This is a genomic window from Thermostichus sp. OS-CIW-26, from assembly GCF_054058395.1.
Genome location: NZ_JBSSAG010000006.1, coordinates 66,034 through 81,076 on the forward strand (window position 1 = coordinate 66,034; position 15,043 = coordinate 81,076).

19 protein-coding genes are annotated in these 15,043 nt (G+C 58.9%); 17 read left to right on the forward strand and 2 right to left on the reverse strand.

The features are described from left to right. Nucleotides 1-33: 33 nt before the first annotated feature. The 12 genes from ACVW0C_RS04455 (at nucleotide 34) to ACVW0C_RS04510 (ending at nucleotide 8,089) form a co-directional block, all read left to right on the forward strand. Nucleotides 34-258, forward strand: a complete 225-nt coding sequence (locus ACVW0C_RS04455) for a DUF2949 domain-containing protein (RefSeq protein WP_457384462.1) — start codon at nucleotides 34-36, stop codon at nucleotides 256-258. Nucleotides 259-261: 3 nt separating this feature from the next. Then, nucleotides 262-621: a Mo-dependent nitrogenase C-terminal domain-containing protein gene (locus tag ACVW0C_RS04460; RefSeq protein WP_011432074.1), complete on the forward strand. Its 360-nt coding sequence runs from the start codon at nucleotides 262-264 to the stop codon at nucleotides 619-621. Beyond that, nucleotides 612-2,006, forward strand: a complete 1,395-nt coding sequence (nifE, locus tag ACVW0C_RS04465; protein WP_457384463.1) for a nitrogenase iron-molybdenum cofactor biosynthesis protein NifE — start codon at nucleotides 612-614, stop codon at nucleotides 2,004-2,006. Before ACVW0C_RS04460 ends, nifE begins: the two co-directional genes overlap by 10 nt. Continuing rightward, nucleotides 2,006-3,343: a nitrogenase iron-molybdenum cofactor biosynthesis protein NifN gene (gene nifN / locus ACVW0C_RS04470; RefSeq protein WP_457384464.1), complete on the forward strand. Its 1,338-nt coding sequence runs from the start codon at nucleotides 2,006-2,008 to the stop codon at nucleotides 3,341-3,343. Before nifE ends, nifN begins: the two co-directional genes overlap by 1 nt. Before the next feature lie 74 nt (nucleotides 3,344-3,417). After that, complete coding sequence (gene nifX / locus ACVW0C_RS04475; protein ID WP_414342057.1) at nucleotides 3,418-3,837, forward strand: nitrogen fixation protein NifX; 420 nt, start codon at nucleotides 3,418-3,420, stop codon at nucleotides 3,835-3,837. Between the two features lie 2 nt (nucleotides 3,838-3,839). After that, nucleotides 3,840-4,295: a NifX-associated nitrogen fixation protein gene (locus tag ACVW0C_RS04480; RefSeq protein WP_414373906.1), complete on the forward strand. Its 456-nt coding sequence runs from the start codon at nucleotides 3,840-3,842 to the stop codon at nucleotides 4,293-4,295. 66 nt (nucleotides 4,296-4,361) lie between these two features. After that, complete coding sequence (locus ACVW0C_RS04485) at nucleotides 4,362-4,625, forward strand: CCE_0567 family metalloprotein (RefSeq protein WP_414351585.1); 264 nt, start codon at nucleotides 4,362-4,364, stop codon at nucleotides 4,623-4,625. Beyond that, nucleotides 4,622-4,987 carry a nitrogenase-stabilizing/protective protein NifW gene (gene nifW / locus ACVW0C_RS04490; protein ID WP_099883832.1) on the forward strand — a complete coding sequence of 122 codons (366 nt, stop codon included), beginning with the start codon at nucleotides 4,622-4,624 and terminating at the stop codon, nucleotides 4,985-4,987. Before ACVW0C_RS04485 ends, nifW begins: the two co-directional genes overlap by 4 nt. Before the next feature lie 42 nt (nucleotides 4,988-5,029). After that, nucleotides 5,030-5,329 carry a 2Fe-2S iron-sulfur cluster-binding protein gene (locus tag ACVW0C_RS04495; RefSeq protein WP_099813376.1) on the forward strand — a complete coding sequence of 100 codons (300 nt, stop codon included), beginning with the start codon at nucleotides 5,030-5,032 and terminating at the stop codon, nucleotides 5,327-5,329. 137 nt (nucleotides 5,330-5,466) lie between these two features. Beyond that, on the forward strand, nucleotides 5,467-5,736 hold the full coding sequence (locus ACVW0C_RS04500; RefSeq protein WP_238376962.1) for a ferrous iron transport protein A: 270 nt from the start codon (nucleotides 5,467-5,469) through the stop codon (nucleotides 5,734-5,736). Nucleotides 5,737-5,835: 99 nt separating this feature from the next. Then, on the forward strand, nucleotides 5,836-6,093 hold the full coding sequence (locus ACVW0C_RS04505) for a hypothetical protein (RefSeq protein WP_011432066.1): 258 nt from the start codon (nucleotides 5,836-5,838) through the stop codon (nucleotides 6,091-6,093). A gap of 343 nt (nucleotides 6,094-6,436) precedes the next feature. Next, entirely contained in the window at nucleotides 6,437-8,089 is a 1,653-nt protein-coding gene (locus ACVW0C_RS04510; RefSeq protein ID WP_457384465.1) for a helix-turn-helix domain-containing protein, read from the forward strand. A gap of 28 nt (nucleotides 8,090-8,117) precedes the next feature. Here the strand turns inward: ACVW0C_RS04510 and ACVW0C_RS04515 are convergent, their stop codons facing one another. Beyond that, nucleotides 8,118-8,327, reverse strand: coding sequence for a TOBE domain-containing protein (locus ACVW0C_RS04515; protein ID WP_011430671.1), 210 nt, complete (start codon nucleotides 8,325-8,327; stop codon nucleotides 8,118-8,120). Nucleotides 8,328-8,585: 258 nt separating this feature from the next. Between ACVW0C_RS04515 and modA the strand changes: the two genes are divergently transcribed. Continuing rightward, nucleotides 8,586-9,347, forward strand: a complete 762-nt coding sequence (modA, locus tag ACVW0C_RS04520; RefSeq protein ID WP_457384466.1) for a molybdate ABC transporter substrate-binding protein — start codon at nucleotides 8,586-8,588, stop codon at nucleotides 9,345-9,347. A gap of 37 nt (nucleotides 9,348-9,384) precedes the next feature. Continuing rightward, on the forward strand, nucleotides 9,385-11,172 hold the full coding sequence (gene modB / locus ACVW0C_RS04525) for a molybdate ABC transporter permease subunit (RefSeq protein ID WP_457384467.1): 1,788 nt from the start codon (nucleotides 9,385-9,387) through the stop codon (nucleotides 11,170-11,172). Nucleotides 11,173-11,190: 18 nt separating this feature from the next. Here modB and cobJ read toward each other — a convergent pair whose 3' ends face one another. Further along, on the reverse strand, nucleotides 11,191-13,089 hold the full coding sequence (cobJ, locus tag ACVW0C_RS04530) for a precorrin-3B C(17)-methyltransferase (protein ID WP_457384468.1): 1,899 nt from the start codon (nucleotides 13,087-13,089) through the stop codon (nucleotides 11,191-11,193). Nucleotides 13,090-13,186: 97 nt separating this feature from the next. Here cobJ and ACVW0C_RS04535 point away from each other — a divergent pair, with 97 nt between their 5' ends. From ACVW0C_RS04535 to ACVW0C_RS04545, 3 genes are read left to right on the forward strand one after another with little or no spacing between them, the layout of a single operon-like run. Beyond that, complete coding sequence (locus ACVW0C_RS04535) at nucleotides 13,187-13,846, forward strand: hypothetical protein (protein ID WP_457384469.1); 660 nt, start codon at nucleotides 13,187-13,189, stop codon at nucleotides 13,844-13,846. A 60-nt stretch (nucleotides 13,847-13,906) separates the two neighbouring features. Continuing rightward, nucleotides 13,907-14,371 (forward strand): FKBP-type peptidyl-prolyl cis-trans isomerase, encoded by a 465-nt coding sequence (locus ACVW0C_RS04540; protein ID WP_414407059.1) that lies wholly within the window; start codon nucleotides 13,907-13,909, stop codon nucleotides 14,369-14,371. Nucleotides 14,372-14,415: 44 nt separating this feature from the next. Further along, nucleotides 14,416-15,042 carry a 5-formyltetrahydrofolate cyclo-ligase gene (locus ACVW0C_RS04545; RefSeq protein ID WP_457384470.1) on the forward strand — a complete coding sequence of 209 codons (627 nt, stop codon included), beginning with the start codon at nucleotides 14,416-14,418 and terminating at the stop codon, nucleotides 15,040-15,042. The last annotated feature ends 1 nt before the right edge of the window (nucleotide 15,043 follow it).

Below are 15,043 nucleotides of genomic sequence, written 5' to 3' on the forward strand. Positions count from 1 at the left end.
CTACGCCCACCCCTCGTTTTGGGAGACTCTGCCATGCTTACCCCCGATCGGGCGCCGCTGCTGCAGTTTTTGCAAGTTGAGCTTGGGATCCCGGAACCCGCCCTCACCTTCGCCCTGAAACGGCATGGGTGTGAACAGGGCCCTTTGCCCATGATTCTTTGGCATTACGGGCTGATTTCCTTGGAGCAACTGGAGCAGATTTTTGAATGGTGTGCTCCCCCTCCTCTTGTTACCAATTCTACCCATTCGGAGGTTTAAGCCATGACTTATCCCTACCCTTCTCTTCCCTTTCCCAGAGTCGGCAACCCTTTGGGATGGCTCGGCCTGGTTTTGAACTCAATTTTCAGATCCGCCCTGAAGTGGCCGCGCCGCTGGCTCAACAGCATTGAAATTCGGGGATCCCGGCAGGCCCGTTGGATTTGTCGTTTGATCCCGGCTTCCTGTCCCTTTGAGCGGGATATCCGACTGGGATCCCGCACCATCCACATTCCGGCCCTCTGTCGCATCAACCCCCTCTACGAGGAGATCATCGCCCTGCGGCTACGGGCGGCGGCTTATCTGGCCGAAGCTGCGGCTCAACCCCAGCCCCCCTCTTCTCAGGAGATCCCATCATGCCTTTGATCAGCCGGACTAAAGTGGCGGAGCTGCTCAACGAGACCGCCTGCGAGCACAACCACAAGAAAGACGGCAAAGGCAAAAACAAAGTCTGTGCCGAGCAAGCCAAGCCAGGAGGAGCGCAGGGAGGCTGTGCCTTTGACGGGGCTTCGATTGCCCTGGTGCCGATCGCCGATGCCGCCCATCTAGTACATGGGCCAATCGCCTGCAGCGGCAACTCTTGGGGGACGCGGGGCAGCCTCTCTTCTGGCCCCCAGCTTTATCGGGTGGGCTTCACCACCGATCTGAGCGAGAACGAGATCATCTTCGGGGGGGAGGAAAAGCTGTTCCAGGCCATCCTTGACTTGCAGGCCAAATACCAGCCTGCCGCCATTTTTGTCTATCTCACTTGTGTAACTGCCCTCATTGGCGACGATGTGGAGGCCGTGTGTCAGCGGGCCAGCCGCCAGCTTGGGATCCCGGTCATTCCGGTGAATGCGCCCGGCTTTGTGGGCAGCAAAAACCTAGGCAACCGTCTGGCCGGAGAAGCGCTGCTGGACTATGTGATCGGCACCGCCTCCCCGGAGTACACCACTCCCCGCGACATTAACCTCATCGGCGAGTACAACATTGCCGGCGAGCTGTGGGATGTCTTGCCTCTGTTTGACGAGCTGGGGATCCGCATCTTGGCCAAGATCACCGGCGATGGCCGCTACCGCGAGATCTGTACCGCCCACCGGGCCAAGCTGAACGTCCTCATCTGCGCCAAAGCCCTGCTCAATGTGGGCCGCAAGATGCAGGAGCGCTACGGGATCCCCTACATCGAGGCTTCCTTTTACGGGCTGCAGGAGATGAACCACTGCCTAAGGGCCATTGCCCAAGGGCTGAAGGATCCGCAACTGCAGGAGCGTACCGAGGCCCTCATCGAGCGAGAAACTCGCGCCACCGAGGCGGCTTTGGCCCCCTACCGGCAGCGGCTGGCGGGCAAACGAGTTGTCCTTTATACCGGCGGCGTGAAAAGTTGGTCGATCATCTCTGCTGCCCGAGATCTGGGGATGCAGGTAACGGCCACCAGCACCCGCAAAAGCACCGAAGAAGACAAAGCCCGCATCCGCGAGCTGCTCGGCCAGGATGGCATTCTCTTGGACAAGGGCAGCCCTCAAGAGCTGCTCAAGGTGGTGGAGCGCACGAAAGCGGACTTGCTCATCGCCGGCGGACGCAACCAGTACACCGCCCTCAAGGCCCGCATCCCCTTTCTGGACATCAACCAGGAGCGGCACCACGCTTATGCCGGCTATCGCGGCCTGGTGAACTTGGCGCGGGAGATCGATGCCGCCCTCCACAGCCCCATCTGGGAGCAGTTGCGACGGCCTGCCCCCTGGGAGACCTCAGCAGCAAAGGAGGTGGGATGATGGCCCAGCTCATCCAAGAACGCAAGCCTCTCAGCGTCAACCCCCTCAAACTCAGCGCTCCGCTGGGGGCGGCCCTGGCCTTTCTGGGGATCAAGGGCTGTCTGCCGCTCTTCCACGGTTCCCAAGGCTGTACGGCCTTTGCCAAAGCGCTGCTGGTACGTCATTTCCGCGAGGCCATTCCCATGTCCACCACTGCCATGTCCGAAGTGGACACTATCTTGGGAGGCGAGGAGAATGTCGAAGCTGCCATCCTCACCTTGGTGGAGAAGGCCCAGCCGGAGCTGATTGGTCTTCTGACCACCGGCCTCACGGAAACCCGCGGGGACGATATGCCGCGCATCCTGCGGGAGCTGCGCCGACGCCAGCCGCAATTGCAGGATCTGCCCATCGTCTTGGCCTCCACGCCTGACTTTAAGGGATCCCTGCAGGACGGCTATGCCATCGCTGTCCACAGCTTGGTCAGCACCTTGCCAGAGCCGCCGTCGGGATCCGTCCGCCCTGCCCAGGTAACGGTGCTGTGCGGGCCTGCCCTCACCCCTGCCGACGCCCAGGAGATCAAAGAAATGGCGGAGGCTTTTGGCCTAGAGCCGATCCTGGTGCCGGATCCCGCGGGTTCCCTGGACGGACACTTGGGCACCGGCTTTAGGGCGACCCCGGACGGCGGCACCACCCTTGAGCAATTGCGCCAGCTCGGGCGTTCCGGCCTCACCATAGCTGTCGGCGAGAGCATGCGCCCTGCCGCTCAGATCCTGGCCCAGCGCTTTGGCACCCCCTATCGGGTTTTCCCCCACCTGACCGGTCTCAAGGCTGTGGATCCCTTTTTGGCAACCTTGGCCGACTACAGCCAACAGCCGGTGCCCCTGCGCTACCGCCGCCAGCGCAGCCAAGTCCAGGATGCCCTCCTGGATTGCCACTTTTTCTTCGGCAACCAGCGGATTGCCTTGGCCCTAGAAGCCGATCTGCTCTGGGGGTGGGTGGACTGGCTGCTGGATATGGGCTGTCAGATCCAGGCGGCCATCAGTCCCACACCGGATCCCCACTTGAGCACCCTTCCCATTGAGGCAGTGCGGGTGGGGGATCTGGGGGATCTGGAGGAGCTAGCACCCGGGGCCGACCTGCTGGTGGGCAACTCCCACGTGGCGCGCCTGGGCAAGCGGCTGGGGATCCCAGTGCATCGAATGGGGATCCCTATCTTCGACCGGCTGGGGGCCAACCACCTCTGTCAGGTGGGCTATCGCGGCACCCTATCCCAACTGTTTGCTGTCGGCAACCTGCTGATGGAGCAGGAGGAAGCCCGTCACCCCAGCCCACCCCAGGTTTCTGGGCATGGATTCTAAGGGATCCAGAGCTTCGAGCTAGATCCCCCTAGCTCCCCTAAACCCTCAAGTTCACGGTTCTAAGGAGAACGCCTATGCAAGTGGCCTTTACAACCCGCGACGGCAAGCACGTCAATGCCCACTTTGGCTGGGCCAACCAGATCGACCTCTACGAAGTCACCCCCGAAGGCTACCGATTTTGTAAGACCCTCACCTTTGGGGGCAACTTGGAGGCAGATGGCAACGAGGACAAGCTGGTGCCCAAGCTGCAGGCTTTGGCCGATGTCACCCTCATCTACGTGGCTGCCATTGGCAGCAGTGCCGCCGCCCGCCTGATCAACCGCCGCATCACCCCCATTAAAGTGCAGTCGGAAGAAGAATCCATCGAGAGCTTGTTGCAGCGCCTGGTAACCACCCTGCACAATCCTCCCCCCTGGCTGCGCAAAGTGCTCTTGGCCGAGCGCGCCCGCAAAGCCGAAGCCCCAAATCCCTCTACTTCCCCTGCGGAGGTTTAGCCATGACGGTTACCCCTCTTTCCCCCTCGACCAGCCCCATCCTGCAGGAGATCGTTCGCCAGATGCGGGCGGCGGATCCCTACGGCACCTACCGCGCCTGGAGTGATGAGTTGCTGCTCAAGCCCTTTGTCGTCACCAAAGCCCAAAAACGCCAGATATCCCTCGAAGGGGAGGTGGATCCCGGGGTGCGGAGCCGCATTCTCATCTACTACCGCGCCATTGCCGCCCTGATTGAAAAGGAAACGGGCCTCCTAGCTCAGGTGGTGCTGGATCTCAACAGCGAAGGCTTTGGTTGGGTGCTGGTCTTCTCAGGGCGGTTGTTGTTGGTGGTCAACACCCTGCGGGATGCCCATCGCTTCGGTTTCGAGTCTCTCGAACAGCTCACTGAAAAAGCTACTGCCCTTATCGACAAAGGGATCCAACTGGCCCGAACCTACCCTGAGGTGGGCCGACTGTAGCCGCTTGTCTCCGTCCCGGCAGCCATTTTTTCTTCTTTTTCTTCAGTAATTAGGAGTGCCTTGCCCATGTTGAATGAGAGTGACGTTGAGAATGTTGTGAACGACCTGGCTTTCGAGCCCTTCGAACACCTCTCTGCCGACCAGCTCCGCAGCGAGATCAAGCGCCTAAACAGCAAAGCAGGCCAACTGAAAATGGATCTGCACGATCTGGCCGAGGGGCTACCCGACGGGTTCGAGCGACTCCCCGACTTGGCAGCCCGCACCTATGCCCTGTTTGCCCGGCTGCACACCCTCAGACAACGCTTGAAAACCCTGGAGACCTGCCGATGAGTTGGAACCGCAACCGCCGTTGGAAAGACTTCCAAGCCCTAGTCAATGCCGAGGATTATTTCGCTTTTTTCGAGCTCCCCTACGATCCGCGGGTGGTCAATGTAAATCGCTTGCATATCCTACGCAAATTCGCTCAGTATCTGGCTCCTCTGGAGCACTTCCAGGGCAGCGAAGAAGAATGGCTGGAGCAAGCCCGGCAAGCGCTGGAAAAAGCGTATCAAACCTTTCTCACTTCTACCCCGCAGCAGGAGAAGCTCTTCCGAGTCTTTCAAGACTATGGTTGTCCGGATCCCGTTGGCGGCTGTGCCGGCTGCAGCTCTTCGGGAGAGCGGGGCGAATGCAGCCCTGGGATCCCTGCCTAAGCTCCCTTGTTTACCCCTCGTCAACTCTCTGGAGATCTCATCATGGCTACCTACACAGTTCACTTGGTTAACCCAAAACGACGGCTCGACACCTATATCTCAGTAGATGAAGATTCGACCATCCTAGAAGCGGCTGAGGATCAAGATGTGGATTTGCCCTCTTCCTGCCGCTCCGGTAGTTGTTCCTCTTGCGTGGCCAAAGTGGTAGAAGGAGAAGTCGATCAATCGGAGCAAACCTTTCTGGATGAGGAGCAAATAGCCAAAGGATTTGTGCTGCTCTGCGTGGCTAAACCTCGCTCCAATTGTACGATTCGCACTCACCAGGAAGCTTACTTGGTTTGATAGACGGCTGCTCTCCAGTTGCTCGCCGATAGGCTTAAGCAGCCTTTTTTCTATTTTTTTCTAGAATTAGGGATCCCTATATGTTGGCACCGCCCACCGTCCCTAAGATCTCAATAACCATATCTCCTCTCCAACTCATGAAGGTTGGAGAAGAAGGTCGCATCTACCAACTGCGCGGATCCGAAGCTGCTTGCGCCCAATTGCAGCAAATGGGTCTCACTCCAGGTACCTATCTCCAGGTTATCCAACGTCACCCTGAGTGGATCCTACTCCTACCCAGTGGCCAACTTTCCCTTCCTGCTCATTTAGCTAAACCCATCTGGGTTTACATGGATCCCCGTTGCGCCTTGATGTCTACCCAAGAACCGAATAAGAAAACAATCTTAAATTTGCCAAGAGCCTTCTAAAATGTAGTCTATTTACCCAATTTTTAACCTGTAATGAGGGACACTCAAAGTAAGGGAAGCTCATCTCTTCATAACCTATCTTGATTTGGGAGCAAAGCCATGAACACCTGTTTGTTGCACCTGGGCTCCATCCTTAAAGCTGCTGAAGAGCTTAGCCTTGTGGAAAAGCCTTTCCCCAAGTTGCAACACATCCAACTCTGCACAGGACTAAGCCCAGAGGAAATCGTGCGGGCGCTGGAGCTAGAACCCAATCCCTTGGGTTGGCATCTAGAGCCAAGCCACAACCTTGCCGATGAATCGACGTATTGGGTGGGCGGACGACCTTGTGTCGGCTTGGTTATTGAGCGTTTCGCCTGACACTTGTTGCAGTTCGGATCCCTAAAAGGCTCTCAAGGGGGGAGGAGTAGCCTGCAAAGCCATCTCAAAAGTTCACTGCAAACATTAGAAGTTAAGAGAAAACAAAGCTTTCCAGAAGGTTCACCCTAGACCAAATCTCCCTGGCCTGCCGGGGATCTTTTGAGGTATCGTTCAATCCAGTTCACGAATTGAGCTTAGGAAACAGACCTTAAACTAAGGTCTCTCGCCGGGCTGCCACGGCTTTGCGAGGAAGGTCTCCATGGCCGGGTTTAGGGTTGCGCAGATGCGATAGCAGGTGTGAACGAGGGAGAGCTACAGGGAAACGTTATGGAGTTTGAGGGCTATGGCTTATCAAATCTCAGGGGATTGTATCGGTTGCCACGCTTGCGTAGATAGCTGTCCTACAAAAGCTATCGTTGTTCAGGATGGGGAATACTGGATTAATCCTCTGTTGTGCAATGACTGCGAAGGTTTCTTCCCAGAACCTCAGTGCGTTAGCCTGTGTCCCGGTTCTGCCCCGCAGCCTTATGAAGCCATGAAGGGGCGCAACCGCACGGTCACGGCCCGCATTCGCAGCAGTCCACCTCTATTTTTGAACAGCCATAGCCAGGCTTTTGCTTCGTCAATTGTGGTCTGGGAAGCTTGCAATTTCCTATCTCAATTTCAATCTCTCAATCTGCAAAAGCAGGGAGATAACCAGGTTTGCTATCAGAAATCTGTTGGCCACAACCAGGGATCTCTGACCCTAACTCTATGTTTGGACGGGATCCCACAAAGTGCTCCGATCGATGTGCGAACTGCCTGTTTGCATCTTATTTTTGCTGCCTATGCCGCCGGGTTGGATAGCCCCTGGAAGGAATCCTTTGTTTTCACCGACTCACAATTGGAGTCCTATTTGGGCTGGGATAAACGTAAAGATCTGAGCAAGATGACCCGTCTCCACCTGTTCATGACCTGGATAGAGCAGCTCTGTCGGATTCAAGTCTCCATCGATTGGCCGGATCAGGGGCGGGTGAAGGGGTTTTCGGTACCGGCTAGCCCTCTGTGGAGGCTGCTCAAGATGCATCGCCACTTTCAAAAAGATGAGCAGGGCTGCAACCATCTGGTGGGCCTGACTTGGGCGATTCAGCCCGGCGAATGGACACGGTACTTTCTCAATCGACAAGGGTGCCGCCAGGGGCAAGCCTTTTATCAGTACAGCAGCCTGCCCCTATCCCTGCTGCAGGCCGTGATGAGCCATTGGCAACACCATGAAGGAGCCATGCGCCTGCTGCTGTGGCTGTTGTTCAAAGTGAGGATGGGGCGGCAACAGCGTCTGACGGTGCCCACCCTGATGCGAGTGGCCTACGGGGAAGAGCGACTGCAGGAAGCTTATCTCAATCTCCAAGAACGCAAACGGCTGGTGCGCACCTTTGAAAGCGATCTGGAGGTTCTCAACCACTACGGCCTCAAGCCGGAGTTCGATCCCCTCACCTATCCTTCTTCCATTCAACCCCTGTGGGCTCGCCTGGAAGCTGTGCCCGAGGATGCGGACGAGGCATTGAACTTTTGGATTGAAGATGCCAATAATGGCGGCCTGCTGACCGCTGCCGGGCCGCGGGGCAAGTGGGGACTCTTGATGCAGGCTCGCATTCAACGATTTCATCTGCCCTCCGACTGGCATCGTCGAGTAGTTCAAGAAGCCAGATCCCCAACCCGAGAATCGGGATCTCGGCGGCAGCGTAGGGCAAAGTCTGCGCCTGTTGCAACAGACTCGGATCTCCCTGGCCCTCCCGAAAACCCAAAAGACTTCCCCTCAAGCAAAGCTTTGCGTGGAGCGGATATCTCGGCGGCACGCCGGCAAAAGGGAATCAGCCAGCGGGAATTGGCCCAGAGGCTGGGGCGCAGCCAGAGCTGGGTGCGGGATGTAGAGAATGGGCGGCTTCGGATCAGCCTAAACGATCGCCAGCGCCTTATCAAAGCCCTGTATTTGGATCCCAGGCAACAGCAAGTCTAGGCCAGTCACTCAATTTGCTAATCCACCACTAATCCACGGCGATGACCACATCTGAGGCTTTAATGGCAGCATACGCTTCTTTTCCAACTGCTATACCCAACCGTTCGGCAGAGTGCTTAGAAATAATGGCTGTTATTTCTATGCCTGGTGCAACTTCCAGAACAATTTCGGCATTGACCATGCCCACCTGGAAGCTTTTTACAGTTCCTTTAAAAAAGTTGCGAGTGCTGATTTGCATGACTTCTCCTTTGTTGAACACTTAAAGCAACAGGGGTGTTGACCAAACTGAACAAGAAGGGATCTCGGCAGATGGCCATTCAACATTGGTTTCAATACTATCAGATGCTTATCGTTGCCTCTGGGGAGGAATGGCTGCCGATAGTCTAGGTGTGTATCTACAGATACAAATTACAACCCAATTCCGACAGTCAAAAGCACCGAACCATTGGCGGATTTTCCTGTTCTGAGAGTTGTCACGGGTCAAAGAAAAATGGCTATGAAACGAAGAACTGCAATGTTATTCCTAGGGATCCTGGCCGCCCTGGCTTTGAGGTGGGGGTCGGCTCCCGGCTTGGCACAATCTCAGCCCATTTTGGTGGGGGCTGCGGTGAGCTTGCAACCGGCTTTAACGGAAATCGACCGGTTGTTCACCGCCCGCTATCCCGACATCAAGGTTGAGTACAACTTCGCCAATTCCGGCTCTCTCCAGCAACAGGTGGAGCAGGGGGCTCCTTTGGACGTGGTATTTTTCGCAGCCGCCTCTTTTATGGACGCCCTTGCCAAGCAAAACCTGCTGGTGGAGGGATCCCGGCGAGATCTTCTCAGCAATCGCATGGCTTTAATTGTGCCTGCCAATGCCAGAACCAAGGTTCAGGATTTTGCCGACTTGGTGGCGGAAGAGATCCGGGTTCTGTCCATTGGGGATCTGCAGGCCATGCCCGCCGGACGCTATGCCCAGGAAATTCTCACCCAAGCAGGGGTGTTTGAGACGCTGCGGCCCAAGATGGTGTTTGCCAGCACGGTGCGGGAAATCTTAACGGCGGTAGAACAGGGCAATGCTGACGCTGGGATCCTGTTTACCTCGGATGCTCAGCTTTCGGATCGGGTGCGGGTGGTGGCTACGGCGGATCCCATTACGCCAATTATCTACCCGGTGGCATTGGTGCGCGATACTCCCGCCGGACAGTCTTACTTGGAGTTTTTAACCTCAGAAGAAGCAGCAGAGGTGTTTGTGAAGTACGGCTTTATCCGCCTGTGAGGGATCCCTCTGCAATGGCGCGGATGAGTTACTCCAAATGAGCGACTACGACCTATCCCCGCTTTGGATCTCCCTACGGATTGCCGGCTTGGCCACGGGCATCACCTTTGGGGTGGGGACGCTGGCAGCTTACGGGATGTTGCACTACCGAGGTCGCTGGCGCTCTCTCATCGAGGCCCTCTTGTTGGCGCCGCTGGTGTTGCCGCCCACCATGGTGGGGTTCCTATTGTTGCTGCTGTTTGGCCGGCGAACCCTTCTGGGACAACTTTTGGCCTCGCTGAACTTGTCGGTCATCTTCACCTGGTATGCCGGGGTGATCACGGCAGCGGTGGTGGCCCTGCCCCTGATGTACCGCACGGCCCTGGGAGCTTTCCAGCAGATCGACCCGACGCTGGTGGCGGCAGCCCGCACCCTGGGAGCAAGTAGGGCCAAGATTTTTACGCGGGTGCTGATCCCACTGGCCTTGCCGGGGATCCTAGCGGGGGTTACCCTCAGTTTTGCTCGCGCTCTGGGGGAGTTCGGCGCCACCTTGATGCTGGCAGGCAATATCCCGGGCCGCACGCAAACCCTATCCATGGCCATCTTCTTTGCCGTTCAGGCGGGGGATATGCGGGGGGCGGCCATCAGCTCGGCCCTGGTCTTGGGGTTGTCCTTGGGGGTGATGACGGCAGTTAACCTTTGGTTTCAGCGACAGCCTCTGCAGCAGCTTCCCCCTCGCCCCCTGCGGGTTCTGGCCAGAAGGGATCTGGATTTCTCAACTCCGGCCCCCCGCCTCTGGGTGGACATTGACAAGAAGCTGCCCCAATTTGAGCTGCAGGCGCAACTGAGCTGCGACGGGCGGCCATTAGGACTGCTGGGGGCCTCTGGATCCGGCAAAAGCCTACTTTTGCGCTGCATTGCCGGGATCGAAACCCCGGATGGTGGGCGCATTTTGCTCAACGAGCGGGCGTTGTTTGACGCCGAACAGGGGATCCGGCTGCCCCCCGCTCAGCGACGGGTAGGGGTGATCTTCCAGAACTACGCTCTGTTTCCCCATCTCACTGTCGCCCAGAACATCGCTTTTGGGATCCCTGCGGGCTTGAGCGAAGCGGAAAAACAAGAGCGGATCCAGGCCCAGCTCCAGTTGGTCAAGCTGAAAGGCTGGGAAAACCGCTACCCCACCGAGCTCTCTGGAGGACAGCAGCAGCGGGTGGCCTTGGCGCGAGCGTTGGCTTCTGAGCCGGAGATCTTGCTGCTAGATGAGCCTTTTTCTGCTTTGGATGCCCACCTGCGCAGCCATCTGGAGCAGGAGATGGGGGAGATCCTAGCCGACTACAAGGGAGTCACGCTTTTGGTAACCCACAACATTGAGGAAGCCTTCCGCCTCTGCGGGGATCTGGCTGTAATGGAGCAGGGGCGAATCATTGCCCAGGGGGACAAGCGTCAGCTATTTGAGGCTCCCCCCTGCCTTAGTGTGGCGCAACTGACGGGTTGCAAAAACATCTCGCGGGCCAAGCTCCTGGGCCCTCAACGGGTGCTGGCCTTGGATTGGGGCTGTGAGCTGCAGGTACAGGGATCCCCAGCGGGAGAATACATCGCCATCCGCGCCCACCACCTCACCTTCAGGCCCGACGGGAAGCTGCCCAACACGTTTCCGGCTTGGCTGGTGAAGTGGAGCGAGACCCCCCACCGACTGACTCTCTTCTTTAGGCTGGGCGGTCCTCCTGCCCACAGCCAGGACTACCACCTGCAAGCCGAGGTGTGGCGGGAGCGCTGGCGAGAGGTGGAAGGTTGGGGATCCCCGTGGTGGCTGCAGTTGGATCCCCGGCATCTGATGGTGTTTTGAGTCTGGGCTTAACACCCGTCAAGTGGGTTCTTCGCCCAGGCAATAGCCCCGCGGGGTAATCAGCCGGTCTCCATGGCGAAAGGTCTGAGAGTTGCCGATAAGAACCAGGGTGAGCATGTCCACCTCCTCTGGATCCAGCTCCCCTAGGGTGGTGAGGTGGAGGGTTTCGCCGGGGCGGTAGAGGTTGCGGGCCAAAGCCACGGGGGTATGGGCGGGTCGGGCCTGCAGAAAGATCTGTAGAGCCTTGAGGAAGGGATCCACCCGCTGCCGGGAGCGGGGGTTGTAAAGGGCCACCACAAAATCGGCAGCTGCAGCCGCCTGCAGGCGTTTTTCGATCACCGGCCAAGGGGTAAGCAGATCCGAGAGGGAAATGGCGCAGAAGTCGTGCATCAGCGGAGCCCCCAGCCGGGCAGCAGCCGCCTGGAAGGCAGAGATCCCCGGCAGCACCTCCAGAGAAGGGCGGATCCCATCCCAGCCAGAGCGGGCCAAGCACTCCAACACTAGCCCCGCCATGCCGTAAATGCCCGCATCCCCCGAAGAAATCACCGCCACCTTCAGCCCCTGCTGCGCCCAAGCGATGGCCTGTTTGGCCCGCTGCAGCTCTTGGGTAATGGGAGAGACCTCCCGGATTTGGCCGGGGTGCAAAAGGGGATCCACCAGATCCAGATAAAGCTGGTAGCCAACAACCACATCGGCCTGAGTTAAAGCCATACGGGCAGCCAAAGTCAATTGACCCAGATCCCCAGGACCAGTGCCGATGAGCCAGAGGTGGCCGCTGCGAGGGGAATACTCCTGCGCCGCGCGGGCAATGGCCAGGGTGCAGGCCCCTTCGGTTTCTGACGTGAAGACCTGCTTGGGGCAGAGAAGAGTTGCCTTCCCCTCCGCAACGCAAGAGGGCCTCTCAAAAGCTCGGTCACCTCTTCCCCAGATCTGAGCCGCCAAAAGAGCAGCCGCCTCGGCTACGGAGGGAGTGCCCACCGCCTGCCGCACCGCCTCCGAAGGGTGGGGAACCGGGATCCCAGCCAAAGCCTCTGCCGGGAAAAACTCAATGGGCCAGCCGTGGGCCTGAGCCAGCTCCAAAAGACCCGGCTCGTCTTGCTTGAGCTCTAGGGTGGCCAGGCCGGCAATGGCCTCAAAAGCCAGCCCCTGGGCCTGCAGCAGGCGGCGCAGGGATCCCTCTAGCCAAGCGCGGGTGGTGCCCCGCTCGCAGCCCACCCCCACCCACAGCACCCGCGGATGCCAGTGCACTGTCGGGATCCCCGTGGGAGGGGAGAGGTATTCCCCAATCCAGATCTGGGCAACGGGATGGGGAGGAGAGGAGGCCACTAGGGGATGATCTGCCGGCCAAGCTTGTCGCCAAAGCCGCGTGCCGCAGGTCTGGTGAACGGCCACCGGCTCTCCCCGCGTCAAGGCGGCTGCCACCCCGTTCCAATCTCCAGCGCCCCGCCGCCAGCCGTAGGGATCCCCCAGCAAATCCAAAGGCGGGATCCCCAGCCCCTCGGAAGCAGAGGTGAGAACCGGCTGGGCTCCCAAGGTAGCGGCCACCTGCCGCGCCAGGGCATCGGCCCCCCCCACATGTCCCCCGCACAGGCTAATAGCCCAGCGACCGGCTTCGTCCACCACCACCACCGCTGGATCCCGCTGCTTGTCCTGCAAGAGGGGGGCAATGAGCCGCACCACCGACCCTGCGGCCAAGATGAAGAGACAGCCCTGCACCTGGGGCCAGGTTTGGGCAACGGCTTCTGCTAGGGAGCCTGGCGCTGTGGGATCCTTGGGATCCCCGTAGGCTTGCCAGGGGGAGGGCAGCCCCTGCGGTTCAGCTTTGCTCCAGCAGATGACCTCCTTGCCTAGGAGGGGGATCAGGGAGTTGGCCAACCGGCGGGCGCGCGGGCTGGGGGCAAACAGAGCAAGCTTCATCGAGCGTGGGCCAAGGCCAGGATTCTCCCCGGATCCTATACTGGACATAGAGCCACCCGCGAAGGGACAAGTGCCGATGGTCATCCCACCTGGACTGATGCTGCCCCTAATCCCCCTGGAGGTTTTGCTCTCCACGAAGGGGCTGATGTTTTTGCTGCTATCGGCCTATGGGGGGGCCATGTGGACATTCTTAAGCGGCGCTCCCCGCGTCCACACCATCATCGTGCCGGACTTGGAGCAGGCCAGAGGGTTTTACGAGAAGGTGTTGAAACTGCCGGAAGCGGAGCTGCCCCTGCAGTACTACTACGGCTACGAGCAAAGCATGGTCGGCTACAGCCTAGGATCCGCTTACTTTCCAGGGGATATTGGCCTCAGTCCCCGCTTCGATGCCAAAGCCCGTCCCACCTCTGGGCCCACCCAATTGGATACCCCCGGACTTTGGTATCAGCTCTCCGACAATGTGCAATTGCACGTGATCCCCGGCTCCACGGATCCCTATGGGGGCTCTGGCCCCTACGGCAGCACCTCCAGGCCCAGCTCCTCATCTGCTTCTGCTTACGGGACTGTACCGGCAGCGGGCCGCAGCAGCGGCGTTCGCTATCGCCATGTCAGCTATGAGCGGGAGTCCCTTAAGGCCCTTCTGAAGCGAATCAACAAACAAGGGATCCGCAACAGCATTCGCTCCGAGAAGCCCTTCGTCTTTTGGGTGCGGGATCACCAGGGTCAGATCATCGAATTTGCCGAACTGAAAGGCTGACGGGATCCCCTAAGATTGTTAAAGGAAAGCCAAAAGTCGGCGGTGGGGAGACGCCAACGGATGAAACGGGTGCTGCTGCTGGTGCTGTGTTTGCTGTGGCTCGGGGTGTGGGGCGGCCAGCCGGCCGTGGCTCTGTCGCGGGCCAAGGACAATCCGGTGGTGAGCGTGCAATCCCCAGCCAAGGACTTCATCACCACCGAGTCGGGATTGCAATACTACGACATCACTCAAGGCAGTGGGCCTTCGCCTCAGCCGGGGCAAACGGTGGTGGTCAACTACGTGGGCAAGCTACAGGATGGCACCATCTTCGATAGCTCCTACAAGCGCAATCAGCCTTTTGTCTTCACCTACGGAGTAGGGCAGGTGATCCGTGGCTGGGAGGAAGGGCTGGCCACCATGCGGGTGGGGGGCAAGCGGTACTTGCGCATTCCGCCGGAGTTGGCCTATGGCAGCCGCGGCGCCGGCGGCGTGATCCCCCCCAATGCCACCTTGGATTTTGAAGTGGAGCTCCTGGCCATCCAGTAGATTCAGATCTTGCAGAGACCGAATATCCAGGCGGCATTGGGCTTGTGCAGGAACTCCCTTCCCCGGAACTGTCTTCTTCTTGGCGGCCCAGTTCTCTGGCAGCAGATCCTGCCCTAGAAAAAGCTCGCCTGCGCCAGCACTTTCGCCAGGTGCGGCAGGGGTTGGACAGATCCCTTATCAGCCAGAAGATCGTGGCTCATTTGGCCTCTTGCCCCCAACTTTTGGCCGCCAAAACCATCCTGGCCTATGTGGCCTTCGGCTCCGAGGTGGACTTGGGATCCCTGTTTGCCCTTTTTCCAGAGAAGCAGTGGGGGATCCCCCGTTGTCTGCCGCGGCGGCAAATGCAGTGGCACCGCTACCAGCCGGCTGAGCTGATTCCCAATCGTCGGGGGCTACTGGAGCCCTCTCCCCACAGCAAAACCCTCGACCCCACCGAGGCGGATTTGATCCTGGTGCCTGCCCTGGCCTGCGATCGGTGGGGAAGGCGTTTGGGCTATGGCGGCGGCTATTACGACCGCTTTTTGGCCTCTCTGCCGGATCCCAGTGTGCCCAAGTGGGGCATTGTCCCCCAAGCCTGCCTACTGGAGCAGCCTCTACCTCAGGATCCTTGGGATCAGCGCCTGGATGGGATCCAAACCGAGGAGAGGTTCTACGAGACAGGGATCCCCTAGA